The 25,938-nt window shown below is 61.3% G+C and carries 24 protein-coding genes; 13 read left to right on the top strand and 11 right to left on the bottom strand.

The window, feature by feature from the left end; all coding sequences use genetic code 11:
- Window positions 1-14: 14 nt before the first annotated feature.
- The 6 genes from U367_RS0128940 to U367_RS0128915 all read left to right on the top strand — a co-directional run bounded on the left by U367_RS0128940 (window position 15) and on the right by U367_RS0128915 (window position 7,108).
- Window positions 15-1,148, top strand: a complete 1,134-nt coding sequence (locus U367_RS0128940; protein ID WP_028619677.1) for an ABC transporter substrate-binding protein — start codon at window positions 15-17, stop codon at window positions 1,146-1,148.
- Window positions 1,145-2,173, top strand: coding sequence for a FecCD family ABC transporter permease (locus U367_RS0128935; RefSeq protein ID WP_028619676.1), 1,029 nt, complete (start codon window positions 1,145-1,147; stop codon window positions 2,171-2,173). The genes U367_RS0128940 and U367_RS0128935 overlap by 4 nt, the downstream gene beginning before the upstream one ends.
- On the top strand, window positions 2,167-2,922 hold the full coding sequence (locus U367_RS0128930; protein ID WP_028619675.1) for an ABC transporter ATP-binding protein: 756 nt from the start codon (window positions 2,167-2,169) through the stop codon (window positions 2,920-2,922). Before U367_RS0128935 ends, U367_RS0128930 begins: the two co-directional genes overlap by 7 nt.
- A gap of 151 nt (window positions 2,923-3,073) precedes the next feature.
- Window positions 3,074-3,529, top strand: a complete 456-nt coding sequence (locus U367_RS0128925; RefSeq protein WP_028619674.1) for a (2Fe-2S)-binding protein — start codon at window positions 3,074-3,076, stop codon at window positions 3,527-3,529.
- Complete coding sequence (locus U367_RS0128920) at window positions 3,529-5,748, top strand: xanthine dehydrogenase family protein molybdopterin-binding subunit (protein WP_028619673.1); 2,220 nt, start codon at window positions 3,529-3,531, stop codon at window positions 5,746-5,748. The genes U367_RS0128925 and U367_RS0128920 overlap by 1 nt, the downstream gene beginning before the upstream one ends.
- Window positions 5,749-5,764: 16 nt before the next feature.
- Window positions 5,765-7,108 carry a c-type cytochrome gene (locus tag U367_RS0128915; RefSeq protein WP_028619672.1) on the top strand — a complete coding sequence of 448 codons (1,344 nt, stop codon included), beginning with the start codon at window positions 5,765-5,767 and terminating at the stop codon, window positions 7,106-7,108.
- A 2-nt stretch (window positions 7,109-7,110) separates the two neighbouring features.
- Here the strand turns inward: U367_RS0128915 and gbdR are convergent, their stop codons facing one another.
- Together gbdR and gabP are read right to left on the bottom strand one after the other, a co-directional pair.
- Window positions 7,111-8,187 (bottom strand): choline metabolism transcriptional regulator GbdR, encoded by a 1,077-nt coding sequence (gene gbdR, locus U367_RS0128910; RefSeq protein ID WP_016978374.1) that lies wholly within the window; start codon window positions 8,185-8,187, stop codon window positions 7,111-7,113.
- Window positions 8,184-9,593, bottom strand: a complete 1,410-nt coding sequence (gene gabP, locus U367_RS0128905; RefSeq protein ID WP_028619671.1) for a GABA permease — start codon at window positions 9,591-9,593, stop codon at window positions 8,184-8,186. The genes gbdR and gabP overlap by 4 nt, the downstream gene beginning before the upstream one ends.
- Window positions 9,594-9,852: 259 nt before the next feature.
- Between gabP and U367_RS0128900 the strand changes: the two genes are divergently transcribed.
- The 6 genes from U367_RS0128900 (at window position 9,853) to U367_RS0128870 (ending at window position 14,833) form a co-directional block, all read left to right on the top strand.
- On the top strand, window positions 9,853-10,308 hold the full coding sequence (locus U367_RS0128900) for a GNAT family N-acetyltransferase (protein ID WP_028619670.1): 456 nt from the start codon (window positions 9,853-9,855) through the stop codon (window positions 10,306-10,308).
- A 110-nt stretch (window positions 10,309-10,418) separates the two neighbouring features.
- Window positions 10,419-11,576, top strand: a complete 1,158-nt coding sequence (locus tag U367_RS0128890) for a serine hydrolase domain-containing protein (RefSeq protein WP_028619669.1) — start codon at window positions 10,419-10,421, stop codon at window positions 11,574-11,576.
- 70 nt (window positions 11,577-11,646) lie between these two features.
- On the top strand, window positions 11,647-12,432 hold the full coding sequence (gene flgG, locus U367_RS0128885) for a flagellar basal-body rod protein FlgG (RefSeq protein ID WP_028619668.1): 786 nt from the start codon (window positions 11,647-11,649) through the stop codon (window positions 12,430-12,432).
- Window positions 12,433-12,496: 64 nt separating this feature from the next.
- Window positions 12,497-13,246 (top strand): response regulator, encoded by a 750-nt coding sequence (locus U367_RS0128880; RefSeq protein ID WP_028619667.1) that lies wholly within the window; start codon window positions 12,497-12,499, stop codon window positions 13,244-13,246.
- Window positions 13,243-14,304, top strand: a complete 1,062-nt coding sequence (locus tag U367_RS0128875; RefSeq protein ID WP_028619666.1) for an ATP-binding protein — start codon at window positions 13,243-13,245, stop codon at window positions 14,302-14,304. The genes U367_RS0128880 and U367_RS0128875 overlap by 4 nt, the downstream gene beginning before the upstream one ends.
- A gap of 220 nt (window positions 14,305-14,524) precedes the next feature.
- The gene (locus U367_RS0128870; protein WP_028619665.1) at window positions 14,525-14,833 is read left to right on the top strand and encodes a hypothetical protein; all 309 of its coding nucleotides are present in this window, start codon (window positions 14,525-14,527) and stop codon (window positions 14,831-14,833) included.
- An 84-nt stretch (window positions 14,834-14,917) separates the two neighbouring features.
- Here the strand turns inward: U367_RS0128870 and U367_RS0128865 are convergent, their stop codons facing one another.
- The gene (locus tag U367_RS0128865) at window positions 14,918-15,811 is read right to left on the bottom strand and encodes a glycine betaine ABC transporter substrate-binding protein (protein WP_028619664.1); all 894 of its coding nucleotides are present in this window, start codon (window positions 15,809-15,811) and stop codon (window positions 14,918-14,920) included.
- Between the two features lie 156 nt (window positions 15,812-15,967).
- On the opposite strand from U367_RS0128865, the gene U367_RS0128860 reads away from it, so the two are divergent.
- Complete coding sequence (locus U367_RS0128860; protein ID WP_028619663.1) at window positions 15,968-18,004, top strand: NADH:flavin oxidoreductase; 2,037 nt, start codon at window positions 15,968-15,970, stop codon at window positions 18,002-18,004.
- Here U367_RS0128860 and U367_RS0128855 read toward each other — a convergent pair.
- The 8 genes from U367_RS0128855 to U367_RS0128820 all read right to left on the bottom strand — a co-directional run bounded on the left by U367_RS0128855 (window position 18,001) and on the right by U367_RS0128820 (window position 25,838).
- On the bottom strand, window positions 18,001-18,672 hold the full coding sequence (locus U367_RS0128855) for a TetR/AcrR family transcriptional regulator (protein WP_028619662.1): 672 nt from the start codon (window positions 18,670-18,672) through the stop codon (window positions 18,001-18,003). The genes U367_RS0128860 and U367_RS0128855 overlap by 4 nt on opposite strands.
- Window positions 18,673-18,758: 86 nt before the next feature.
- A complete protein-coding gene (locus U367_RS0128850; RefSeq protein WP_028619661.1) occupies window positions 18,759-19,826 on the bottom strand; it encodes an alpha/beta hydrolase family protein in 1,068 nt (355 codons plus the stop codon).
- Window positions 19,827-19,888: 62 nt separating this feature from the next.
- The gene (locus tag U367_RS0128845) at window positions 19,889-20,659 is read right to left on the bottom strand and encodes an APH(3') family aminoglycoside O-phosphotransferase (protein WP_028619660.1); all 771 of its coding nucleotides are present in this window, start codon (window positions 20,657-20,659) and stop codon (window positions 19,889-19,891) included.
- A 380-nt stretch (window positions 20,660-21,039) separates the two neighbouring features.
- Window positions 21,040-22,326, bottom strand: coding sequence for a C4-dicarboxylate transporter DctA (gene dctA, locus U367_RS0128840; protein WP_028619659.1), 1,287 nt, complete (start codon window positions 22,324-22,326; stop codon window positions 21,040-21,042).
- A 40-nt stretch (window positions 22,327-22,366) separates the two neighbouring features.
- On the bottom strand, window positions 22,367-23,308 hold the full coding sequence (locus tag U367_RS0128835; protein ID WP_028619658.1) for a D-2-hydroxyacid dehydrogenase: 942 nt from the start codon (window positions 23,306-23,308) through the stop codon (window positions 22,367-22,369).
- Window positions 23,305-23,688 carry a VOC family protein gene (locus U367_RS0128830; RefSeq protein WP_028619657.1) on the bottom strand — a complete coding sequence of 128 codons (384 nt, stop codon included), beginning with the start codon at window positions 23,686-23,688 and terminating at the stop codon, window positions 23,305-23,307. The genes U367_RS0128835 and U367_RS0128830 overlap by 4 nt, the downstream gene beginning before the upstream one ends.
- A complete protein-coding gene (locus tag U367_RS0128825) occupies window positions 23,681-24,631 on the bottom strand; it encodes a hydroxymethylglutaryl-CoA lyase (protein WP_028619656.1) in 951 nt (316 codons plus the stop codon). Before U367_RS0128825 ends, U367_RS0128830 begins: the two co-directional genes overlap by 8 nt.
- Window positions 24,632-24,647: 16 nt before the next feature.
- Window positions 24,648-25,838 carry a CaiB/BaiF CoA transferase family protein gene (locus U367_RS0128820; protein WP_028619655.1) on the bottom strand — a complete coding sequence of 397 codons (1,191 nt, stop codon included), beginning with the start codon at window positions 25,836-25,838 and terminating at the stop codon, window positions 24,648-24,650.
- Between the last annotated feature and the right edge of the window lie 100 nt (window positions 25,839-25,938).

Below are 25,938 nucleotides of genomic sequence, written 5' to 3'. Positions count from 1 at the left end.
CAAGGGCTCACATGATGCGTTCGATTGTTCGATGCGGCCACGTTTTGGCGGCGCTGTTGTTCACCGGGTTGCTGGGCACGCCTGCGCTGGCGGCGCCCACCACCGTCACCGATTTGCTCGGGCGCCAGGTCAAGGTCAATCTGCCGGTGCAGCGGGTGATTCTGGGCGAAGGCCGCCAGTTGTACCTGGTGGCGGCGCTGGATACGCAAAACCCCATCGAGCGCATCGTCGGCTGGCGCAAGGACCTGATCCAGTCCGACCCGGACACCTACAACGCCTACCTGCGCAAATTCCCCGAGATCGCCAACATCCCCACCTTCGGCGGTTTTGAAGACGGCACCTTCGACATCGAACAAGCGATTTCCCTGCGGCCCGACGTGATCATCCTCAATATCGAGGCGCAACACGCCACCGATGACGCGCGCTACATCGAGAAGCTCGACGCCCTGAGCATTCCGGTGGTGTACGTGGACTTTCGCAACCAGCCCATGACTAATACCGAACCGACCATGCGCCTGTTCGGCCAGTTGTTCGGCAAAGAAGACCGGGCCGAGGCGTTTATCACGTTCCGCAACCAGCAGATCCGCCGTGTGACCGAGGTGATTGCCGCGCAGCAGCCCAAGCGCCCCGACGTGTTCATCGAGCGCATCGGCGGCTACACCGACGATTGTTGCCTGAGTTTCGGCGATGAGAACTTCGGGCTTTTTGTCGAGATGGCCGGCGGTAACAACATCGCCAAAACCATCATCCCCAGCACTTTCGGGCAACTGAATCCTGAGCAGGTGATCGTGGCCAATCCGGACCAGGTGGTCGTCACCAGCGCCAACTGGGAGGCTTTCGCGCCGGGCGGCCATTGGGTCGGCGTCGGCCCTGGCGCAGACATGGACCAAGCCCGGCATAAGCTGGCGTGGTACACCCAACGCCCGGCCTACGCCGGGATCAAGGCCCAGCAGACCCAGGCCTTCCACGCGATCTGGCATCAGTTCTACAACAGCCCGTATCAGTTCGTGGCGATCCAGCAATTGGCCAAATGGTTTCACCCGACGCTGTTTGCCGACCTCGACCCGGAAGCCGCGTTTCGCGAGTTGCATGAACGATTCCTGCCGGTGCCCTACGCGCCTGGTTACTTCGTGAGCCTCAAGCCATGACCGCCTACCGTCAACTGGTGCTGCGCAAACGCCTGATCCTGGCCATCCTGACCCTGCTGTTGCTGTGCAGTGTGTTGCTGGATTTGGCCCTCGGCCCGGCGCGCTACAGCCTCAGTGAAGTGCTCGGCGCCCTGCTGTCGCCGGACAGCGCGGCGCCCCAGGTGCGCGTGGTGATGTGGGATATCCGCCTGCCGGTCGCGCTGATGGCTGTGGCGGTCGGCGCGGCGTTATCCCTGGCCGGGGCGCAGATGCAGACGATCCTCAACAACCCGTTGGCCAGCCCGTTCACCCTGGGGCTTTCCGCCGCCGCCAGCTTTGGCGCGGCCATGGGATTGGCCTTTGGCGTGGCACTGTTTCCGCTGGCGGCGCAGTACATGGTGCCGGTCAACGCGTTCATCATGGCGATGCTGTGCGCACTGCTGATCCACTTCCTGAGCCTGCGCCGTGGCGTCACCGCCGAAACCATCGTGCTGCTCGGCATTGCCCTGGTCTTTACCTTCAACGCGCTGTTGGCGCTGGTGCAGTTTTTCGCCACCGAGCAAGCCGTGGCGGCCGTGGTGTTCTGGACCATGGGCAGCCTGACCAAGGCCACCTGGCCTAAGTTGGGCGTGATCTGCCTGGTGATCCTGATCACCCTGCCGATCTTCGCCAAACGTGCCTGGGCCCTGACCGCCCTGCGCCTGGGCGACGACAAGGCCGCCAGTTTCGGTATCAACGTGCGCAGCCTGCGTTTCCAGACGCTGATCATGGTCAGCCTGCTCGCCTCGTTCCCGGTGGCCTTTGTCGGCACCATCGGCTTTATCGGCTTGGTCGGCCCGCACATCGCCCGCATGCTGATTGGCGAAGACCAACGCTTCTTCCTGCCCGCCTCGCTGCTCACCGGCGCGTTGATTCTGTCGGCCAGTTCGGTGGTCAGCAAAACCCTGATCCCCGGTGCGATTTTCCCGATTGGTGTGGTCACCTCACTGATCGGCGTGCCGTTCTTTATCTCCCTGATCCTGAGCGGGAAGAAAAACTCATGGTAAGCATTCAGTTGCAGGATCTCGGCGCCAGCTACGGCCAACGCAGCATCATCAGCGGCGTGTCCACGGCCCGCTTTGTCGGCGGCCAGGTGGTGGCGGTGGTCGGGCCCAACGCGGCGGGCAAGTCCACCTTGTTCAAGCGCATCGCCGGGTTGATCGACGGGCCGGGCCAGGTGATCCTCCAAGGTTCGACAAAGGGCTCCCAAGCCATCAGCTACATGCCCCAGGGCCTGAATGCCAGTGCGCGGTTGACCGTGTACGAATCGGTGTTGCTGGCACGCAAGCAACTGTCCCCCGCCTGGGCCGTGCAGGATGACGAACTGGCACTGGTCGAGGAAATGCTGGCAGCCCTGGGCATCACCGGATTGTCCATGCGCAACCTCGGCGAACTCAGTGGCGGCCAGCAACAGTTAGTGTCCATCGCCCAGACGCTGGTACGCGAACCCGACGTGCTGCTGATGGACGAGCCCACCAGTGCCCTCGACATGCATCGGCAGGTGCAGGTGCTGAACTTCATGCAGGCCCTGGCACGCAAGCGCCAGGTGATCGTGTTTATCGCCCTGCATGACCTCAACCAGGCGCTGCGTTTTGCCGACCAGGTGCTGGTGATCGCCGACGGCACCGCCCAGGGAAGCGGGCCGTGCCATCAGGTGATCAATGCGCGGATGCTGCGCGAGGTGTACAAGGTCGAGGCGCGCATCGAGCGATGCAGTCGGGGCCAGCCTCACATTTTGATCGACGACATCGTCTGACTGGCCCATTTCTCTTGAATACTTGCCTGATCCTCCGACTTATCGACTAACGGATAGATAGCCCTTGTGCACTGGTCTAGAGTTCGTCGATAAGCGGCCAGTGCATTGACTATCAAAAAGGCCGCACCTACCGTTGATCAGCAGGTGAGCCATGGAATTACGAATCAACCAAAAGGCCTATCAGGTCGATGCCGACGCGGACACGCCATTGCTGTGGGTGATCCGCGATGACCTGGGCCTGACCGGCACCAAGTACGGCTGCGGCCTGGCCCAGTGCGGCGCCTGTTCGGTGCTGGTGGATGGCAATGTGGTGCGCTCCTGTGTCACGCCAGTGGCCGCCTTGGTCGGGCGTGAGATCACCACCATCGAGGCAATTGAAAGCGATGAAGTGGGCAAGCGTGTGGTCGCGACCTGGGTCGAGCATCAGGTCGCGCAATGCGGCTATTGCCAGTCCGGGCAGGTGATGGCGGCCACTGCGCTGCTCAAGCACACCCCCGCGCCCAGCAAGGCGCAGATCGAGGCGGCGATGATCAACCTGTGCCGCTGCGGCACCTATAACGCCATACACGCGGCCGTCGACGCCCTGGCCAAACAGGAGGGCGCTTGATGAGCATCCTCAACGAACTGCTGGATGCACCGGTCAACCTGTCGCGCCGCCGTTTTCTGGCGAGCACGGCCGTGGGTGCACTGGTCATTGGTTTTGGCCTGCCACTGGGCTCGGGCCGGGTGCAAGCCGCCACCGCCGCTGAACGCGGCACCCAGGTGCCGGCGTTCCTGGAGATTCGCCCCGACGGCACAGTGCGCCTGCTCAGCCCGTTCATGGAAGGCGGACAAGGCACCCACACCGCCATGGCGCAGATCGTCGGCGAAGAACTGGATGCCGACCCCGCCACTTTCATCGTCGAAGCCGCCCCGCCCGGCGAGGCCTATGTGGTGATGGAGAACGGTATGCGCATCACCGGCGGCAGCATGTCGGTGCGCATGAGCTACCCGACCATGCGTCGCCTTGGTGCCCTGGCCCGGGCGATGCTGCTGCAGGCTGGCGCTAAACAATTGGGCGTGCCGGTTGGCGAACTGACCACCCAGCCCGGCCGCGTGGTGCATGCGGCGTCCGGACGTTCGCTGGGTTATGGCGAACTGGCCAGCAGCGCGCTCGACATGCCCGTACCAGATCCCGCCAGCATCACCCTGCGCGACCCGAGCCAGTTCCGCTGGATCGGCAAGCCGGTCAAGCGCCTGGATGCTTACGACAAATCCACCGGCAAGGCGCTCTACAGCATCGACCTGAAAGTCGATGACATGCTCCACGCGGCGGTACAACATGCGCCACGCCTGGGCATGACCGTCGGCAGCCTGCGCAACCAGCCTCAGGTCGAAGGCATGAAAGGCGTACATTCGGTGCACGTGTTGCCTGGCGCGGTGGCGGTGGTGGCTGAACGTTGGTGGCACGCCAAGCGTGCGGTTGAAGCGATCCAGGTCGACTGGCAGGAAGCGGCCGCCGACTCGACATTGCGCGTCATGCCAGCGGACTTTTCCAGCGACAAGCACTTCGACTTTCTCGCTGCCCAGCAAGGCCCGGTCCGCGACGACGAGAACGAAGGAGACGTCGCCGCCGCGCTGAAAGGTGGCAAGACCCAGCTCGAGGCGACGTATCACAACCAATACCTCAACCACGGCCAACTGGAGCCGCCGTCAGCCCTGGCGCGCTTCAACCCGGATGGCAGCCTGGACATCTGGCTGCCCAACCAGGCGCCGGACATGTTCCGCGCCGACATCGCCAAGCGCACCGGCCTCGACCCTGCGCAAATCAACCTGCACTCGCCGCTGCTCGGTGGCTTTTTCGGCCGGCACTTCCTGTATGACTCGGCCAACCCCTACCCGCAGGCCATTGCATTGGCCAAGGCGGTGGGCCGTCCGGTCAAGCTGATCTGGAGTCGCGAAGAAGAATTCTTGCGCGATGTGCTGCGCCCAGTGGCAGTGGTCAAGTTCCGCGCCGCGCTGGATGACAAAGGCTTGCCGGTCGCCATTGAAGCCGTCAGTGCGACCGAAGGCCCGACCGAAGCCCTCGCTGGCAAACAGGGCGATAAAATCGACCCCACGGCGGTTGAAGGGTTATCGGGCAAGTCCTACGCCATCCCCAACAAACGCATCGCGCAGATCTATGTCAAAGGCGCGCCCATGCTCGGTTACTGGCGCTCGGTGGGCAATTCGCTCAACGACTTTTTCTACGAGTCGTTCCTGGATGAGCTGGCGGACAAGGGCGGGCATGATCCCTATGAGCTGCGCCTGCACCTGCTGCGCGACAACCCACGGCTGACCACCTTGCTGCAAGCGGCGGGTGAACTGTCCGGTGGCTGGAAGCGCGGCCCCTTCACTGCCGAGGATGGCACTCGACGCGCACGTGGCGTGGCCATGGCCTCGCCATTCGGTTCCCACACGGCGGCGATCGCTGAGGTGTCCATCGAGAACGGCAAGGTCAAGGTGCACGATATCTGGCAAGCCATCGACCCCGGCAGCATCGTCAACCCGGCGATTGTCGAGGCCCAGGTCAATGGCGCCGTGGCGTTGGGCTTGTCCCAGACCTTGCTGGAGGAAGCGGTGTACGTGGACGGCAAGCCACGGGCGCGCAACTACGACTTGTATCCGATCCTGGGGCCCGCGCAGATGGCACGGGTGCATGTACGGATAGTCGAGAGTGGCGAAAAGATGGGCGGTATCGGCGAGCCGCCGTTGCCCGCCGTGGCTCCGGCCGTGGCCAACGCGGTGGCGCAATTGACAGGCCAGCGCGTGCGCAGCCTGCCCTTGAGCCGACACACTTTTAGCTGACCTTCAGGAAACGCCCATGAACAACCGTCGATTCGCAAGAACCGCAGGCTGGCTGGCGCTGCCCTGCCTGGTCGCCGCAGGCCTGCTGGCCTGGTACGTCACCCGTGAACCGGCTACGCCGTTCGAACAGGAACAGGCCGGAGCCCGCTTCGAGCCCGCCTTGGTCAGCCGTGGCGAGTATGTCGCCCGCCTCAGCGATTGCGTGGCCTGCCACAGTCTGGCGGGCAAGGCGCCGTTCGCCGGGGGCCTGGAAATGGCTACACCGCTGGGAGCGATCCACGCCACCAACATCACACCGGACAAACAGACAGGCATCGGCACTTACAGCCTGGCCGATTTCGACCGTGCGGTGCGCCATGGTGTGGCACCGGGTGGCCGCCGGTTGTACCCGGCCATGCCCTACCCGTCCTACGTGAAACTCAGCGATGACGACATCAAAGCGCTGTACGCGTTTTTCATGCAGGGCATAAAACCGGCCAACCAACCGAACATTCCCAGTGATATTCCCTGGCCGCTGAACATGCGCTGGCCCATCGCCCTGTGGAACGGCGTGTTCGCGCCCACCGCGACTTACGCGGCCAAGCCCAATCAGGACGCCCTGTGGAACCGTGGTGCCTACATCGTCCAAGGCCCCGGCCACTGCGGCAGTTGCCACACGCCCCGCGGCCTGGCCTTCAATGAAAAAGCCCTGGATGAATCCGGCGCACCGTTCCTTGCCGGCGCGCTGCTCGACGGCTGGTATGCGCCGAGTCTGCGCCAGGACCCCAACACCGGATTGGGCCGCTGGACTGAGCCGCAGATCGTGCAGTTCCTCAAGACCGGACGCAACGCCCATGCGGTGGTCTACGGTTCGATGACCGAGGCTTTCAACAACTCCACGCAGTTCATGCAGGACGAGGACCTGGCGGCCATCGCCCGCTATCTCAAGTCATTGCCCGGCGACCCGCAGCGCGACGGCGCACCCTGGCAGTATCAGGCGGTGGCGGCGGTTCAAGACGCCCCCGGCGCCCACACTTACGCCACCCGTTGCGCCTCTTGCCATGGTCTCGACGGCAAGGGCCAGCCCGAGTGGATGCCGCCCCTGGCCGGCGCCACGTCAGCACTGGCGAAAGAAAGCGCCTCGGCGATCAACATCACCCTCAACGGCTCGCAACGCGTGGTAGCGGCCGGCGTGCCGGATGCCTACCGTATGCCGGCCTTCCGTGAGCAATTGTCCGACGCGGAAATCGCCGATGTACTGACTTACGTGCGCAGCACCTGGGGCAATAACGGTGGCACGGTGGATGCCAACGCGGTGGGCAAGTTGCGCGGGCACACTGATCCGGCGAGCAGCAGCCCGATCATCCTGCACATGCGCTGAGTTCAGGGCTTCAGGTTTTTCACGCTGGCAAACGTTGCCTCTCCCCGCGCCTGCTCCAATACGTTCATGGGCGCGGGCGTAGGCAACGCATGCATCACCGGCTTGAGCACGATGGATCGCTCGCTGTCGGTGACGGAGCGCTCGTCGCTGGGCGGCACACCGAAGTATTCGCGGTAGCACTTGGAGAAGTGCGGCGTGGACACAAAGCCGCAGAGCACGGCCAGTTCCACGATGGAAATGGGCGTCTGCTTGAGCAACTGCCGCGCCCGGATCAGCCGCAGCCTGAGGTAGTAGCGCGATGGCGAACAGTGCAGGTATTTCTGGAACATGCGCTCAAGCTGGCGACGCGACAACGCGACATACGCAGCCAGCTCATCCAGGTTGATCGGTTCCTCCAGGTTGGCCTCCATCAACGCGACGATTTCCTGCAGCTTGGGCTGCTGGGTGCCGAGCATGTGCTTGAGTGGCACGCGCTGATGGTCCTGCTCGTTGCGGATGCGCTCGTACACAAACATGTCGGAGATGGCCGCCGACAGCTCATGCCCGTGATCACGGCCGATCAGGTGCAACATCATGTCCAGAGGCGCCGTGCCGCCCGAGCTGGTGAGACGGTCGCGGTCGAGGCTGAACAGGCTGGAACTGACCGTCACCCGTGGAAACGCCTCCTGCATGGCCGCCAACCATTCCCAGTGCACGCTGCATTCATAGCCATCCAGCAAACCGGCGCGCGCCAACACAAAGCTACCGGTACAGATACCGCCCAGTCGCTTGGCGTAACGCGCCTGGCTGCGCAACCACTTGACCAGCTCACCCGTCACGGTGCCCTGGATGCCGATGCCACCGCAGACAATCACAATGTCGGCGGACGGCACGCTGAGAATCGAACCGTCCGGCGTGATGGGCACGCCGTCACTGGCCCACACGGGATTGCCGTCCGGGCTCGCGGTGTGCCATTTGTAGAGTTCCTGGCCCGAGAGCTGGTTGGCCATGCGCAAGGGCTCGACCGCCGAGGCCAGTGACATCAGGGTGAACTGGTCCAGCAGCAAGAACACGATGCTGCTTACGGGGCGGCCACTCATGGCGGTGAGGCTGCGGCCACTGGTTTTTGCGTGCGTTCGGGCTGCCGCGCGGTGAGCAAGCCGACCAGGGAAATCATCAGGGCCAGGCCGATGGTCGATGACACTTCAAAACGGTGTTCAGGCGTGACCAGCATCACCGTCAATGCGGCACAGATGAACGCAATGACCAGCCAGGTCAGCCAGGGAAACAGCCACATCTGGAAAGTCAGCGTGACGTTGCGCTGTCGCAGGATCTTGCGCATGCGCAACTGCGACACGGCGATCACCAGGTACACCAGCAAGGCAATGGCGCCCGAACTGGCCAGCAGAAACTGGAACAACCCGGCCGGCGCGAAGTAACTGAACAGGGTCACGCCTGCGCCCAGGATGGTGCTGGCAATCACCGCGGCCCTCGGCACGCTGGCCGCCGAGGTCTTCTTCATCAACGTGGGGGCATCCCCGCGCTTGCCCAGGGAAAACAGCATGCGCGAGGCAATGTAGATGGAGGAGTTCATGCAACTGGCCACAGCGATCAACACCACCCCATCAACCAGCAGCTTGGCGTGGGGAATGTTCATCAGCTCCAGGGCGCGCTGATAGGAGCCTACCGAGGCGAGTAACGGGTCATTCCACGGCACTACGGAAATCACCACGAAGATCGACAACAGGTAGAACACACCAATGCGCCACATCACCGAGCGCGTGGCCCGGGCGATGTTCTGCGCCGGGTTACTGGACTCAGCCGCCGCGATGGTGACCGCCTCGGTGCCGATAAAACTGAACATGATGGTGATAAAGGCCCCAACCACCGCCGACAGTCCGTTGGGCGCGAAACCGCCGTGTTCCTCCATCAACCGGCTCAACCCACTGACCTCGCGCTCGGGAATCCAACCCATCAGCACCGCAAAGCCCAAGCCGATGAAGCCGATGATCGCGATCACCTTGGCCATGGCGAACCAGAACTCGAACTCGCCGTACTTGGACACGCTGAACAGATTGGTGACCACCAACAAAAAGATCGACAACAAGGCAAACAGCCAAGCGTCGATCTGCGGGAACCACTGGTTGAGAATATGCCCGGCGGCCAGGGCCTCGATGGGGATCACCAGCACCCAGAACCACCAGTACAACCAACCGATGGTGAAGCCGGCCCAGCGCCCGATGGCCTGGTCGGCATAGGTCGAGAAAGACCCGGTATCGGGGTTGGCCACCGCCATCTCCCCGAGCATGCGCATGACCAGCACCACCAGCGTGCCAGAGAACAGATAAGCCAGCAGCACCGCCGGCCCCGCCGCCGCAATCGCATGCCCGGAACCGACAAACAACCCCGCGCCGATAATGCCTGCAATGGAAAGCATGGTCACATGACGCGGCTTGAAGCCTTGCGCCAACTGGCCGTTGGAATCGTTGGAATTCAGGCTATTCATTGTTTTTGTTGTTCTCGGTGATCGACGTCAAGGTGTACTGACTGAAGAGTCAGGCGATCATCATTTCTTAATGATGGGTCACCTTACGCGGCCTGAGTTCATCAAAAATAGCCTGGGAGCGGCGGGAGTTGGTCTGATATCGACATTAGGCTGGGCAAAAACCAGAAGGCAACGTTGGAAAGGAATGGTGTTTCCAGGTCAGCAACCCATGGAGTAGGCTCTGTCAAAGCAGTACTCCAACATTGGCAGGACGCTTGCAATGCCTAACGACAGCAACTACGCGAAAGATCCCATTCGCCAAGCCACACCCGACGACGTGCGTGCCCTGATCCAACTGGACACCTACGCAACCGCCCACACCCATCGCCGCGTGTTCATCCATGATGCCGTGGTTCGCCAACAATGCCTGGTTGCCGTCGACACCGCTGGCCGATGCGCCGGTTACCTGGTGCTGACCCATGACTTTTTCGATCATGGCTTTGTGGCGCTGGTCGTCGTGTCGCCGGCGCATCAGCGTCAAGGTGTGGCGCTGCGGTTGCTGGCGGCGGCGCAGGCGGCATGCAAGACGCCCAAGCTGTTTGCTTCGACCAATGCGTCAAACACCGCAGCCCAGGCGCTGTTTGCAAAGGCTGGATTCGCGCCGAGCGGGCAGATCGACAACCTGGACGACCACGACGCTGAGCAGGTGTATGTGAAATTCATCCACCCCCTGTGATTGCGTTCCCCATCGGCTCCACGCCCTCTCCATCGAACCTCCCGTAAAACTCCACCCCCCTTGTGCACACTGGCGCCTCCCAAAACAGCGATAACGTTTTAGAGGTCTCCATGCTCCGAATTCTTGCGACTAGCCTCCTGCTGATGTCGGCGCCCACGGCGATTGCAACGCCGCTCACGGCAGAACAGCTTTCGGCCATCGACCGTTATGTAACCTCGCAAATGGCCCGACAGCAGTTGCCGGGGCTTGCCCTCGGTGTGTATCGAAACGGCCACACCGTATTCGCCAAAGGCTATGGACTGGCGAATGTGGAACTCAACGTGCCCATGAGCGCGGACAGCGTTTTGCAATCCGGCTCGGTGGGCAAGTCCTTTACCGCAACGGCCGTCATGATGCTGGTGGAACAAGGCAGGGTTGGCCTGGATGACAGCATCCGGCAGTATTTTCCCGAAGCGCCGGCCAGTTGGGCGCCAATTACAGTAGCCAACCTGCTGTCCCACACGTCCGGGCTGTCGGCCTATGACACGCCTGCGCTGCAAAAACCCGGCGCACCGCTGGATATCCGCCAGGACTTTACCGACGCCCAACTGACGGTGGCCATTGCCAAACTGCCGATCAACTTCAAGGCGGGCGAAGGCTGGGCGTACGAAAACACCAACTTCGTATTGCTCGGCATCCTGATCCATCGCGTCAGCGGGCAGCCCTATGGCGAGTTTCTCCAGCAACGTATTTTCACACCGTTGGGCATGACCTCGTCGCGCGTCATCTCAGACCTCGACCTTGTGCCCAACCGTGTCTCGGGTTACGAAAAGGTGGACGGTGTGTTGAGGAACCAGGAATGGGTCTCGCCGACGTTCAACGCCACCGCAGACGGCACGCTCTACTTCAGCGTGCGCGACCTGGAGCGCTGGGACCGTGCCCTTTACGATGAAACTCTGCTGAAAAAAGCCTCATTGAGAAAAATGTGGACGCCCTACCCCTACGCCGGCAAACAGCGTGCGCAAGGCTATGGTTTCGGTTGGGAAATTCGCACGATCAACGGGCACCCCGTGGTCGAGCACGGCGGCTCCTGGCAAGGCTTTACCTCGTCTATCTCGCGCTACCTCGACGACAGGCTGACGGTGGTGGTACTGACCAACCTGGATGCCGAGCACAGCTACCCGGAAGTCATCGGGCGTGACGTGGCGGGTTTGATCGAGCCTGGCCTAAATGAGCATGGCCGGAAAAAAACGTCCCTCTCCATCATTCCTCCACAAAACCTCCCATGAATGCGCACGTTGGCTGTGCACAATCAGGTTCATCACAGTGCCCCATCGAACGGGTCACGCGGAGAGCCCAATGATTCCAGCCCTGTACGTCGCAAAAACCGGCTTGTCGGCCCAGGACACCCAGCTGACGACCATTTCCAATAACCTGGCGAACGTCTCGACCACCGGTTTCAAACGCGATCGTGCCGAGTTCCAGGATTTGCTCTATCAAATCAAGCGCCAGCCGGGCGCGCAATCGACGCAAGACAGTGCGTTTCCGTCGGGCCTGCAACTCGGCACCGGCGTGCAGATCGTCGGCACCCAGAAGAACTTCAGCGCCGGCAGCCTGCAGACCACCGGGCAACCGCTGGACCTGGCCGTGAATGGCCGGGGGTTTTTCCAGGTGCTGCAACCGGACGGCACCCTCGGCTATACCCGTGACGGCACCTTTCATCTGAACGCCAATGGCCAGGTGGTCACCGCCAGCGGGTTCGCCCTGGAGCCGGCCGTTGTGGTGCCGGACAACGCCAAGACCTTCACCGTCGGCCAGGACGGCACGGTGTCCATCACTGTGGCCGGCAACCCCGCGACGCAAGTCATCGGCAACCTGCAGACCGCCGACTTCATCAACCCGGCGGGTTTGCAGGCAATCGGCAACAACCTGTTCCTGGAAACCGCGTCCAGTGGAGCGCCCCAAGTCGGCATGCCGGGGCTCAACGGCTTTGGCACCACGTTGCAACGCTCCCTGGAGACTTCGAACGTGAGCACGGTTGAAGAGATGGTCAACATGATCACCACGCAACGGGCCTATGAGATGAATTCCAAAGTGATGGCCACCGCCAACCAGATGTTGGGCGCACTCACCCAGAAGCTATGATCAACACATGACAGCGTGGGCCATGGAGCGGCAATCACGACAAGGCCTATTCACCGAGCAGACTATGAACGATTACCCCGTCGCATCAACATCCCGGCCCAACAGCATCCGAGAGAACCAGGCCTTGGTGCTGATCGCGGAAGACGAGCCCGAGATTGCGGATATCCTGATCGCCTATCTCAAGCGCAGCGGCTTTCGCACCGCCCACGCCCTTGATGGCCGGCACGCGCTGGAACTGCACCTGAGCCTCAAGCCAGACCTGATGCTGCTGGATGTGCTGATGCCCCATGTCGATGGCTGGCAAGTCCTGGCCGAAGTGCGCCATCGCGGCAACACTCCAGTGATCATGCTGACCGCGCAGGACCAGGACATGGACAAGTTGATGGGTTTGCGTATCGGTGCCGATGACTACATCGTCAAGCCATTCAACCCGGCCGAGGTGGTGGCACGTACCCAGGCGGTTCTGCGGCGCTCCGTCAACTACAAATCCGGTGTCGGCGCCAGCGTGTTGCGCGTGGATGGGTTTGAAATCGATATCGAAAGCCATCAGGTCACGGTGAACATCGAAGGCACCACGTTGCCGCTGCTGCTGACCGTCACCGAGTTCAGATTGCTGGCGCAGTTGGCCCGAGCGCCGAAACGCGTGTTCAGCCGCGCAGAATTGTTGTCGCTGTGCTCGCCGGAGAGCGACAGCCTGGAACGCACGGTCGACAGCCATATCAGTAAGTTGCGCCGCAAGATCGAAGACCTCGGGCTGCAAGGCGTGCCGGCGAGCATTCGCGGGGTGGGTTATCGGTTCGGGAGTGGCGCGTGAAACTATTCAATGGCTTGAGCCGCCAGATCATCTTGTCCATGTCGGTCGTGGTGCTGTGCGTGATCGCCTTGGCGGTGATCGGCTCCTATGTGTTCTACGCCCTGCTCTGGACCTACTGGCCACTTACGGACGAGCAGGTCGATGAATGGATGCCGGCCAATGCCGAATGGGCGTGGATGGGCTTGACCACCTGCGTCAGCCTGGCGGTGGGCGCACTCGTGGCCACCAAGTTATCCCGTCGCATCCTGATGCCCTTGAACTCGGTGGCCGAAAACCTGCGCAAACTGGCGGACGGCGACCTCGATGTGCAAGCCGTGGCCGGCGACGAGTCCATCGGTGAGGCGGCTATTTTGGTGAATGACTTCAACAGCATGGCCCAACGTTTGAAACGCATGGCGCAGGAGCAGGCGTTCTGGAACGCGGCGATTGCCCACGAACTGCGCACGCCGCTGACCATCTTGCGGGGGCGCCTGCAAGGTTTGGCCGAGGGCGTATTCGAGCCGGACACAGCGCAGTTCTACAGCCTGCTCGGGCAGGTCGAAGGGCTGGCGCGGATGATCGAGGACCTGCGCGTGGTGGGTCTGGGTGACAGCGGCTACCTCGAAGTCAACGTGCAAGAGGCCGACCTCGCCGCAGGGGTTGAGGACGATGTGCGGCTGTTCGAACCGAGCCTGGCCGCTGCTGGTTTTACCCTGCAACTGGACCTGCAACGCCGCATTCTGCGCTGCGATCCCGCGCGTATCCGCCAGGCCTTGCTGGCCCTGCTGGACAACGTGCGTCGGCACGCGACACCGGGCAACGTCAACGTGCACCTGAGCACGCGTGATGGCGTTCATTACCTGAGGGTACGCGACGACGGCCCAGGCATTGATGAGGACTTTGCAACGCACCTTTTCGAAGCCTTTCAACGCGGCGAAAACTCTCGCTCACGCGCCCAGGGTGGCAGTGGCTTGGGCCTGGCGGTGGTGCGTGCGATTGCCATTGCCCACGGCGGCGCGGTGACGTGTCGAAAAATGGAAAACGGCGGAACGCTGTTTGAACTCAGCTGGAACCTTTGAGTAAACCAGGCCCCGCCATGTGCATCTTGTCCATGATGTTCAAAAAAAACCAACGCTATCGATGCTTTGTCTTATTGAACGCCGAGCATGTTTGCATTGCGTTCAAAAGCTGCGTTGCAACGCCTCGAAACGGGCATTGGATAGAAGTTGAACGTATCAACCTGTCGTGGCTGGGGCATCCCGTCCCCAGCCGTGCCCGGATATCTTAACGAGTGTGAACATGAGCCCTTCCCTATCACTCCTCGAAGAGTCGCTGCGACTGCACACGGCCCGCCTGAAACGACTGCAAAGGTTCTGGGTGCCGCTGCAACAGCGCGCGCCAAAGTGGGTGCTGGCGCTGTGGATCATCGGCGTTTTCGTGTCACTGGCGACGCAATGCTGGTGCCATTGGTTCGTGACCGCGCCGCTGATCTGCGTGTTGATCGTCGCAGAAATCGTGATCGACGAGGCGCAGATGACACTTCAGTTGCGCACCGATGCCGTTCGCGATTCGCTGCGCGCAGCGCGTGGCGGCTATTCATATGCCTGATATCGTGGTGAACGGGCTTGCCCCGCTCACCACAACAAGCCCGCTCACCACAATTGCTCGGAAACCTTGAGCAGAAGGCTATGCCTACCGGGAAACCAATCCCGGATTGAACATCCCCTCAAAACGCACCTTGTTCGCCGCGTAATACGCCGCCACCGCCTTGTCTGCCGTACTCTCCCGCGCCTGCATCATCAGCGCTTCGAGGTCGGCCTGAGGGACGGAGAAATGCGCAAAGAAGTACGCCACCTCGGGGTGTTGCTGGCTGAAGCCTTTACGGGCCATGGCGTGGATCTGCTCCGCGCCGCCGAAAACCTGCTTGGGATCATCCAGATAGCGCAGCGACCATTTGGAGAACATCCAATGCGGGCTCCAGGCGTTGACCAATGACCACTTGTCGCGCTTGAGGTTGCGGTCCAGCTCGTTGAGCATGCCGCTTTCCGAAGACCCCACCAGTTTGTAGCCCCTCAGCTTGTAATCCTCAATCGCCTTGACGGTGAGCTTGTACTGGCCGTTGCCGACTTCGGAGGTAAAGATCTTGCCGTCGAACTTCTCGCGGATCCCGGGTTTGTTCAGGTCTTCCACGCTGGAGACTTCCGCCACCGGCACCGAAGTGGGTACAGCCATGCCGATTCGCCCTTCATACAGCACGCCAAGGTCTTCAAGCCGGTCCTTGTACTTGTCGTAGAACGCCTTGTGAGTGCTGGGCAGCCAGACCATCGGGATCAGGTCGATATTGCCGTTGGCCAGCGCCTGGAACTGGATGCCGATGTCGGCCATCACCAGCTTGACCGGTTGCTTGAGATGTTCCTGCAAGGCCGTACTGGCGAGCTTGACGGTGATTTCCGTGTCGGACCAGTTCACCCAACCGATGCGGACCGGTGGTATCTCCTCTGCGTGGGTCACCGCCGCACTGGCGCCCAGCGCGAGGCCTAGCAGGTAGGCACAGGCTTTTTTCCGATAGTGCACACGAGCATTCATCAGACGTTCTCCTAAGGGATTAGGCCGATCTTAGCGACGACTGCAGCGCATCGCAATAAAAATGTACATGCCTGTAGAGCATTATTGACACCCATGTACATTTATCCTAGTTTCAGATCGCCGAGCCTGATGATGCCCACTACGGAGCACCGAATAATGTCCAGCGATCCCCTGCTGCAGCCCTACAAAATCAAGCACCTGACCCTGCGCAATCGCATCATGACCACGGCCCACGAACCGGCCTATCCGGTGGACGGCATGCCGCAGGCGTTGTACCGCGCCTACCACGTCGAACGCGCCAAGGCCGGCGTGGCCTTGACCATGACTGCAGGCTCCGCCGCCGTATCGCGGGACAGCCCGCCGGTGTTCAATAATGTGCTGGCGTACAAAGATGAAGTGGTCGGCTGGTTGAAAGACCTGACCGATGAGTGCCACGAACACGGCGCCGCAGTGATGATCCAGCTGACGCACCTGGGCCGACGCACACGCTGGGACAAGGCCGACTGGCTGCCCGTGGTCTCGCCGTCACACCGTCGTGAAGCGTCACACCGCTCCTTCCCGAAGAAGATGGAAGACTGGGACATCGAGCGGATCATCAAGGACTACGTCGACGCCGCCGAGCGCATGAAAGCCGCCGGGTTGGATGGCCTGGAACTGCAAGCCTACGGCCATTTGATGGATCAGTTCTGGTCACCGCTGACCAACGAGCTGGACGGCCCTTACGGTGGTTCGTTGGAAAACCGCATGCGCTTTACCTTCGACGTCCTGCGCGGCATTCGCCAGCGCGTCGGTGAAGAATTCCTGCTAGGCGTGCGCTACACCGGCGACGAAACCGTGCCGGGTGGATTCACCGCCAGCGAAGGCCTGCAGGTTTCGCACATGCTCAAGGACAGTGGGCTGGTGGACTTTCTCAACGTGGTACGTGGGCATATCGATACCGATGCAGGGCTGACCGACGTGATTCCGATCCAGGGCATGCGCAACTCGCCGCACCTGGATTTCGCCGGCGAAATCCGTGCGTCCACCGGCTTCCCCACCTTCCATGCGGCGAAAATCCCGGACGTCGCCACCGCACGCTACGCCATTGCGTCGGGCAAGGTGGACATGGTCGGCATGACCCGCGCTCATATGACCGACCCGCATATCGTGCGCAAGATCATCGAGCGCCGTGAAGAAGACATTCGCCCCTGCGTCGGCGCCAACTACTGCCTGGACCGCATCTACCAGGGCGGCGCCGCCTACTGTATCCACAACGCGGCCACCGGCCGTGAAACCAGCATGCCCCATGACATTCCCAAGGCAGCGGTGAAGCGCAAAGTGCTGATCATCGGCACGGGCCCTGCCGGGCTGGAAGCGGGCAGGGTTGCCGGCGAGCGCGGGCATGATGTGACAGTACTGGAAGCGGCGGACCGGCCCGGCGGGCAAATCCGCCTGACCGCCCTGAGTGAGCGGCGTCGCGAGATGATCGGCATCATCGACTGGCGCATGGCCCAGTGCGAACGCCTTGGCGTGAAATTCCACTTCAACACCTGGGCCGAGGCCGAGACGGTGCTGGCCCATGAGCCGGACGTGGTGATCGTCGCTACCGGCGGCATGCCGCACACAGAGGTGCTGGCTCAGGGCAATGAATGGGTGGTGTCGACCTGGGACATTATTTCCGGCGACGTCAAACCGGGGCGCCATGTGTTGATCTTCGACGATGCCGGCGACCATGCCGCGCTGCAAGCCGCCGAGGTGATTGCGCAAAGTGGCGCCAGCGTCGAAATCGTCACCCCGGACCGTGCGTTCGCCCCGGAAGTCATGGCCATGAACCTGGTGCCCTACATGCGCAGCCTGCAGGACCTGGATGTGACCTTTACCGTGACCTATCGGGTCGAGTCGGTGGAGAAACGCGACGGTCGCTTGCTCGCCCGCTTTGGCAGTGACTACGGCGCGGTGCACAAGCAACGGGTAGTCGACCAGGTGGTGGTCAACCATGGCACGATTCCCCTGGATGACCTGTACTTCGACTTGCGCAAGCATTCCAGTAATGGCGGCGCGGTTGAGCAGCAGGATTTGATTGCAGGGAACGCGCAGAACATCGTGACCAACCCTGAAGGTTGCTTCCAACTGTTCCGGATCGGCGATGCAGTGGCCGCACGCAACACCCATGCGGCGATCTACGATGCGTTGCGGTTGGTCAAGGACCTTTAAAAACGCTCAAACACCCCCGGTGTGGTTTCGGCATAGCCAAACGCCCCATAGAAGCGGTCCAGTTCGCGCCGCTTCAAGGCCTTGCCGGTGAACACGCTGACATACTGGGGAATACGCCGGAACCGCACCACCACCTCTTCGGCGGTGTTCATCGAGATATAGCCGATCTGCGTCAGGTAGATGGTCCGGGCACGCACATCAGCCGCCTCTTCATCGTAGCCAAAACGTCGGAACATCCCGGTCAGGGCATTGATGCGGGTGTCGTCAGCCTGCGCGATTTCTGCCGCGACTTCCGCCGATTGCATCGCCCAACTGCGTACGGCAAATTCGAATTGTGAGTCGAACAGCTCCGGGTTCAGCCAGCATTCGAAGACGTTGAGAATAGCCTCGGAAATACTCTCGGCATAGCGGTCGCACTGGTGCACCAGGTTGCCGGTGTTCTTGTCGCGCCATCGGGTCAACAACGCAGCAAGCAGTTGCTCCCGATCTTCGAAAAACCAATAGAAACTGGTGCGTGACAAGCCAAGCTGCTTGGCCAGGGGCATCACGCGCACGGCGTCGATACCGGACTCTTTCAGGGCCGCGTAGGCTGCGTCCAGCCACACATCGACCGAGCCGCGCCAGCCTGTGTCCTGGTTCTTGCCTCGCGGTTTTGCGGGTTGCGACATCCTTGGGTCACCTTTACCTGGGAATTGCCGGTCACTCTACACGCCCAAGCAGGACAGCGCACAGAGAGTGTACAGCGACGTACATTTTACCCTTGGCCACCGCGCTCAACGCCACTCAACTCGGCTGCGGATGAAGACTTGATCCAGCGGGTGATCAATGCCAGGGAGCCGGGCGCATAAGCATGACGCCCCAGCCCTGCGAACAGATACTCTTTCCATACGGGCCACTGCGTTACCAATTGATAATTGAACAGGCTAGCCCTTAACAAGCTGTGAGTTGCGTTGGGGATCACTACCGTTTGTCTTTGCCTGATGCCTGCAAATAGATCCCGGTAGAGACGCGAGTCCTCGGAAGTATCGACGTTCAAGTCCAGCGCCCCCCAGATCGCCAAGACCGGCCCCTTCATGGTCTTCAATGCCGCCGTCACATCTTCGTTGTAGTTTTTCTGGACGAAGTTGAAATGGGCCGCGTCCATGTGGGGAAAAAGGTCAGGGTTGTAGGTTTGATCCGACGCGCCGAAAACCCGGTCGTTCTTCGCATATTCGACCTTCACGGCTGCGTCGATTTCATCCTGGGTCCGCCCTTCATCTGCCATTCGTACCCGCGTGTAGTACATGCCTTGTCGGCGCCAGTTCACGGCTGCGCCGACAATCACCGAAAAACCGGGGTCTCCTTCACTGGCGGCGCGTGGAATCACCCAGCCGCCTTGGGAAAAACCCAGAAACCCGACCTTATCGGCTACAACGCCCTTTTGCTCACGCACCAGGGCAAGTGCAGCCAGGGCTTCCGTGGCGCGGTCCGACATCGACTGGTTGAGCCAATTCCCCGTGCTCTGCCCGACCCCCTGTTTGTCCCACGTGAAAACGCCTATTCCAGCGTCGAGCAAACTGTTGATGAGCGGGAAATAGCCGTCGGACGCAAAACGGTCCATGGGCCCATCCCCATGAATGATCAGGACGATGGGCCCCGCTTGCACATCGGGAGGCAATGCCAGCGTCCCAACCAACTGCGCCCCTCCTGAGCGAAACGTCAGCGTCGAAACCCGGGCATTGCTGAACGCCATATCGGACAGATTCTGCAGAACGAAAACAGTCAAGCCCAGCAGCACTGCGCAGATACCCGCGACGCCAAACATCACAACCTTCTTATGCATCCTGATCGCTACCCTGTCTGTCGGCCGAGCCACAGGGGCATGCGCCCCTGCTCGTCATGCGGTCAATAAAACTCATCCAGCAAACAGTAGAACGCTATGCGTCGATGATCCGGCTCCACGCCATAGGCCCTGAAAAACGGAGCGACCCAGGCGGCCCCACAGTTACGCTCAATACTTCGGGCGGCCAGCGCAAGATCCTGATAGATGTCACTGATACCGAGCCGACCGCAGTCGATGTAGCCGGTAAAACGGCTGCCTTCCATCATGAAGTTGGGCAGGCAGGCATCGCCGTGGGTGACCGCAAGATCTTGGACCTTGGGACGTGACGCCAACAATTCTGCAAAGGCTTCGGCAGCAGTCCGGCCTGTTCGATCATCGTCAAAATCGTCCTCGTCAACGAGGCCAGCAAGCATTCGGCTCCTGGCGATGGCTATGCGCTGCTCCAACGAGTGATCAAAGGGACATAGCTCAACAGGCACCTGATGCAGCGCGCGCAAGGCTGTTGCGAGGATGCTGATGAGCTCGGATGGAGACACGCTGGCGCAATCGGACAGATCCTTTCCGGGAACAGCCGTCATCAGCAACCAATGCCGATCACGTTCCGTCGTGGCATCAAGCACTGTCGGCCCAGGCAAGTTCAGCCCGTTCATCCAACCCAGTCGCTCAATCTCTTGCGGCAGCTCGCTGTGTACGCCAATAGGCTCGGACTTAACGAACAGGTCCTGCGCACCGGCACCGCGAACGCGAAAAACCTCGGCCCCGGATTCGCCAACCGTTTGACGCTCGATCGTCGCCCCACCGAACTGCCGGGACCACTGGGAAGGAAAGTTCATCAGCGCTTTACTCTCTTATCAACAAAAGCAGCCATCGTCATTACCAGCCCCCCTTCCTTGCGAGACAACATTCTTCACCAGCATCGATAAGACAGGAATTCAGGTATCGGCTCATGGGCCGACTCCAGGTGGTAAGTGATGGGGTTGAAGAAAAGCGTACCCGGTATGAGGCAGACGGCAGCACCCGGTTTGCTGTTCTAAAGAAAACGCAAATTAGCACTTTGTTTTTTGGATAATCCACACGCTAAAGGTAAAGAGTTGTGAAAGAGTTCCCCTCGGTTTCACATCCCGCGTGGAGCCGCACGCGTATCGGGAGCAAGCAGGCTCACTGCCGAATCATGCTACTGACCTTCAATTGTCCTTTAGCGTCGCTGCACGCCCTACCCCAACTCACGCCTGAGCTGCTCTCGATCCAACGCCCCATCCCAGCGTGCAATAAACAGCGTGGCAACGCCGTTGCCGATCACGTTGATCAGCGCGCCGCCTTCCGAGATAAATCGGTAAACGCCCAACACCAGCACCAACCCCGCCGCAGGAATTACATCGATCGAACCGAGGGTGGCGGCCAGGGTGATGAACGCGCCGCCGGTCACACTCGCCGCGCCTTTGGAGGTCAGCAGCAGGATCAACAGCAAGGTCACTTGGTGATACAGCGACACATCGATGTCCAGAGCCTGGGCAATGAAGATCGCCAGCACCGTCATGTTGATGCAGCTGCCGTCCAGGTTGAAGCAATAACCGGACGGCACGACCAGGCCGACAGTGGACTTCTCACAACCGAGTTTTTCCAGCTTGCCCATCAGGCGCGGCAAGGCGGATTCCGAGGATGAGGTGCCCAGCACCAACACCAGTTCTTCACGGATGTACTTGAGGAACTTCCACAGGCTGAAACCGGCCAATCGCGCGACCACGTTCAACACCACGAACACAAACACCAACCCAGTGAGGTAGTAGCACACCAGCAGGTTGACGTACGCCCCCAGCGACTGCACGCCGTATTTGCCGACGGTGAATGCCATGCCACCAAACGCTCCCAGCGGCGCCAGGTACATAACGATCTTGAGCATGCGGAAGAACGCCTTGGCCACCAGATCGATGGTGTTCAGCAAGGGTTTACCGGTATCGCCTAGTAGCTGCAGACCGAACGCAAACAACACCGAGATGAACAGCACCTGGAGGATGTCGCCGTCGGTAAACGCGCCGAACACCGTACTGGGCACGATATGCGTGAGGAACCCGACCACGCTCTGATCGTGGGCCGCCTTGGTGTAACCGGCAATAGCCGATGCATCCAGGCTTGCCGGATCGATATGCATGCCCGCGCCCGGCTTGAGCAGGTTGACACCCATCAGGCCGACAACCAGCGCAATGGTCGTCAGCACTTCAAAGTAGACCAGGGATTTGAAGCCGATGCGGCCGATGCGCTTGAGGTCCTGCATGCCGGCGATGCCGCTGACCACCGTGCAGAAGATGATCGGCGCGATCAGCATCTTGATCAGCTTGATGAAGGTGTCGCCCAAAGGCTTCATCTGTTCGCCCAGGTTTGGGCTGAAATGGCCGAGGATCACCCCCAGCACAATGGCCGCGAGGACTTGCACATACAGGTGCCGGTAGAACGGTGTGCGCTGTGGCAGCGCTTGGATCGACGAGCTGATTGTTTTTGTCATGGCTCTGCCTATGGATTATGTGAGGGGCGTCGCTGGCGTTTCAGGTCACCACGTTGATCGGTTTGTTGGCGGCGAATGCCTCGATGTTGGCCAGCAGCACCGCCTTGAGGCGCGCGACGCTGCTTTGACTGGCCCAGGCGACGTGGGGGGTGATCAGCAAATTGGGGTGATCACAGTGCAGCAACGGGTGGTCGGGTTGCGGCGGTTCCACGTGCAGCACATCCAGTGCAGCGCCGCCCAATTGGCCGCTGGCGAGACCGGCGAGGACGGCGTTTTCGTCCACCAATGCACCGCGTGCGGTATTGATCAACAAGGCGCCGGGTTTCATCCGCGCGATTTCGACGGTGCCGATCAGATAACGGGTCTGGGGTGTCAGCGGGCAATGCAGGGTCAGTGCATCGGCCTTGGCCAGCACCTCCTCGAACGCCACGTAACCCGCCCTCACCTGCTGCGCGCCACGGTGTTCGGCAAACATCACACTGATGTCCAAGGCCTTGGCCAGGCGCGCGACGCGACTGCCGATATCGCCGCGACCGACGATGCCCAGGGTCGAGCCTTGCAGGTCCTGGATCGGTGCGCCGTGTACGCAGAAGTGCGAAGACTGTGGCCACAGAAGCGCCGAGGCAGCGCGGTACGCCATCAAGTGACGACGCAGCGCAAACAGCGAACCGATCACCGACTCCGCCACGCTGACCGCGCTGTAGGCCGGCACGTTGCACACCGTCACGCCCTGATCACGGCAGGCGACGAGGTCCACGCAATCGTAGCCGGTCGCCGCCACGCAGATCAGCTTCAGGCGGGGCAATTGCTCCAGGGTGACGCGGTCCAGGCGTACCTTGTTGGTGATCGCAACGTCGGCGTCTGCCAGGGCTTCGAGTACGTGATCGGGGCTGGTGTGTTCACGCTCGGTCCAGTGGCTGGCTTGGACGGGACGCGCCAACGGGGACGGCAGGCTCGCGCCGTCGAGAAACACGATATTCATGCAGCTACCTGCTGGGAAATTTCGATGAGGTTCAGATCGGGGTCACGCACATACACCGAGCGAATCGGACCGGTTGCACCGGTACGCAGCACCGGGCCTTCGATGATCGGCCAGGTTTCAGCCTTCAAATGGGCGATCACTGCTTCCAGGGGAATGCTAGCGATAAAGCACAGGTCCAGCGCCCCAGGCACTGGCAGGTGGGCCTTGGGCTCGAACTCATGCCCACGCTCATGCACGTTGATTTTCTGACTGCCAAAACGCAAGGCGACGCGGCCATTGCCAAAGGTCTCCAGGCGCATGCCCATGACGCGGGTGTAGAAGTCTTTGCAGGCGGTCAGGTCGATAGTGGTAAGGACCAGGTGGTCGAGATGATCAATCATGATGGGCTACCGGTTGGGTCAGGGTGTGTACGTGTTCGGGAATGGGGTGCAGGTCCAGGCGTTTGCCGGCCTTGAGGATCTGGCTGGGGGTGGCATGGCCGATCAGACCGGGTAACCGGGCAGAGGCGGCCAGTACGCGGTCCAGCTGCAGGCCGGTGTCATAACCCATCAAGTCGAGCATGTGCACCAGGTCTTCCATGCACACGTTGCCGCTGGCGCCGGGTGCATAGGGGCAACCACCGAGGCCGCCAAGCGAAGCGTCGAAACGGTCGATTCCGGCCTGCAACGCCGCCAGCGTATTGGCCAGGGCCATGCCTCGGGTGTTGTGGAAATGCAAGGTCAGTTGCAGCTCGGGAAAGCGCTCGCGCACCTGCCGCGACAGCGCTTCCACCTGTGTGGGATAGGCCATGCCGGTGGTGTCGCACAGCGTGATGCCGCGCACGCCCAGCCTGGCAAAACGTTCGACCCATCCCAGCACATCGTCTGCCGGCACATCACCCTGCATCGGGCAGCCAAACACCGTGGACAACGACACATTGACCGCCACCGGCCCGCGCCCAATCACTCCCACCACGTCCCGAAGCTGAGCGAACGACTGCTCGCGGGTCATGCGCAGGTTGGAGCGGTTATGCGGCTCGCTCACCGACATCACCAGGTTGGCCTCATCGATGCCACAACCCAGCGCCCGTTCGGCACCGCGCACGTTGGGCACCAGCACCGTGTACTCCACGCCCTTTTGACGATGGATCCCGGCCATCACGGCCTCGGCATCGCGCAACGCAGGGATGGCCTTGGGTGAGGTAAACGAAGTCACTTCGATCTTGGCGTAGCCGCACTGGCTCAGTTCGTCGATCAACGCGATTTTCTGTTCGGTGTCGATAAAAGTCTTTTCGTTCTGGAAGCCGTCACGGGTCGCGACCTCCTGCAGGTACAGGCGTTTCATAGCGTTACTCCTTGATTCAGATCAGGCCGCGAGTGCGCCAGGCTTCACGGGTCGGCGCGTCGATACCGATGCCGTCGAGCACCGCATCGGTGTGCTGCCCAAGGGTGGGCGCGCGCGAGTGCACGCGACCGGGTGTCGCCGTCAACTTGGGCACGATGCCGGGTAAGATGACGGCGGTGCCGTCGTCCAACTGGCTGGCGAGCAGCATGTCGCGGGCCTGGTAATGGGGGTCGGCGGCAATGTCCGCGGCGTCGTAGATCTTGCCGGAGGGGATGTTCGCGTCCTGCAGCGCGGCCAGCACCGCATCGAGGTTTCTTTCGGCGGTCCAGGTGGAAATCGCTGCATCGATGCGCGCCACATGGCGCACACGACCATCGTTCTGCGTCAGTTCCGGGTCGTCGGCCAGGTCCAGACGCTCGATCTTTTCCATCAGGCGCCGGAAGATGCTGTCACCGTTGCCTGCAATCAAGGCGTACTTTCCATCCTTGCAACGATAGGCATTGGTCGGCGCGATGCCTGGCAGGCTGCTACCGGCCGGTTCGCGCACGCTGCCGAACACCGAGTACTCGGGAATCAGGCTTTCCATCATGTTGAAAACCGACTCATACAAGGCCACATCCACCTGCTGGCCAGCACCGCGATTCTGCTCGCGATGACGCAAGGCAAGCAGCACACCGATCACGCCGTGCAGTGCGGAAAGCGAGTCGCCTATCGACACTCCCACCCGCACCGGCGTGCGCCCCGGTTCACCGGAGAGATGGCGCAGGCCGCCCATGGCTTCACCGATTACACCAAAGCCTGGCAAGTCGCGATAAGGCCCGGTCTGGCCGTAGCCGGAGACCCGCAGCATCACCAGACCAGGGTTGATTGATGACAGCTCATCCCAGCCAAGGCCCCATTTCTCAAGGGTTCCAGGGCGGAAGTTTTCAATCAGGATATCGGCGTCCTTGACCAGTCGCTTGACCACCTCGCGGGCTTCGACCTGGCGCAGGTCAAGGGTGACAGACTGCTTGTTGCGCGACTGTGCGGCCCACCACACCGACGTACCGTCGTGCAGCAAACGCCATTTACGCAGAGGATCGCCGGTGATGGGGGGTTCGATCTTGATCACTTCGGCGCCGAACTCGGCGAGGATCTTGGCGGCGAAAGGTCCGGCAATCAGTTGGCCCATTTCGACCACCTTGATGCCTTCCAGGGGTAGGCTCATGACGTTGTCCGTTCTTGTTGGAGGTGATGGCCGGATAATCCCTCCAAAAACAGGCCGTGAGAATGTCAAAGATTTCCACTACTCTTTCCTGATGGGAAAC

This window comes from Pseudomonas canadensis (genome assembly GCF_000503215.1).
Taxonomy (GTDB): domain Bacteria; phylum Pseudomonadota; class Gammaproteobacteria; order Pseudomonadales; family Pseudomonadaceae; genus Aquipseudomonas; species Aquipseudomonas canadensis.
The sequence above is the reverse complement of the archived record's forward strand: the minus strand, read 5'-3'. Positions and strand labels throughout refer to the sequence as shown.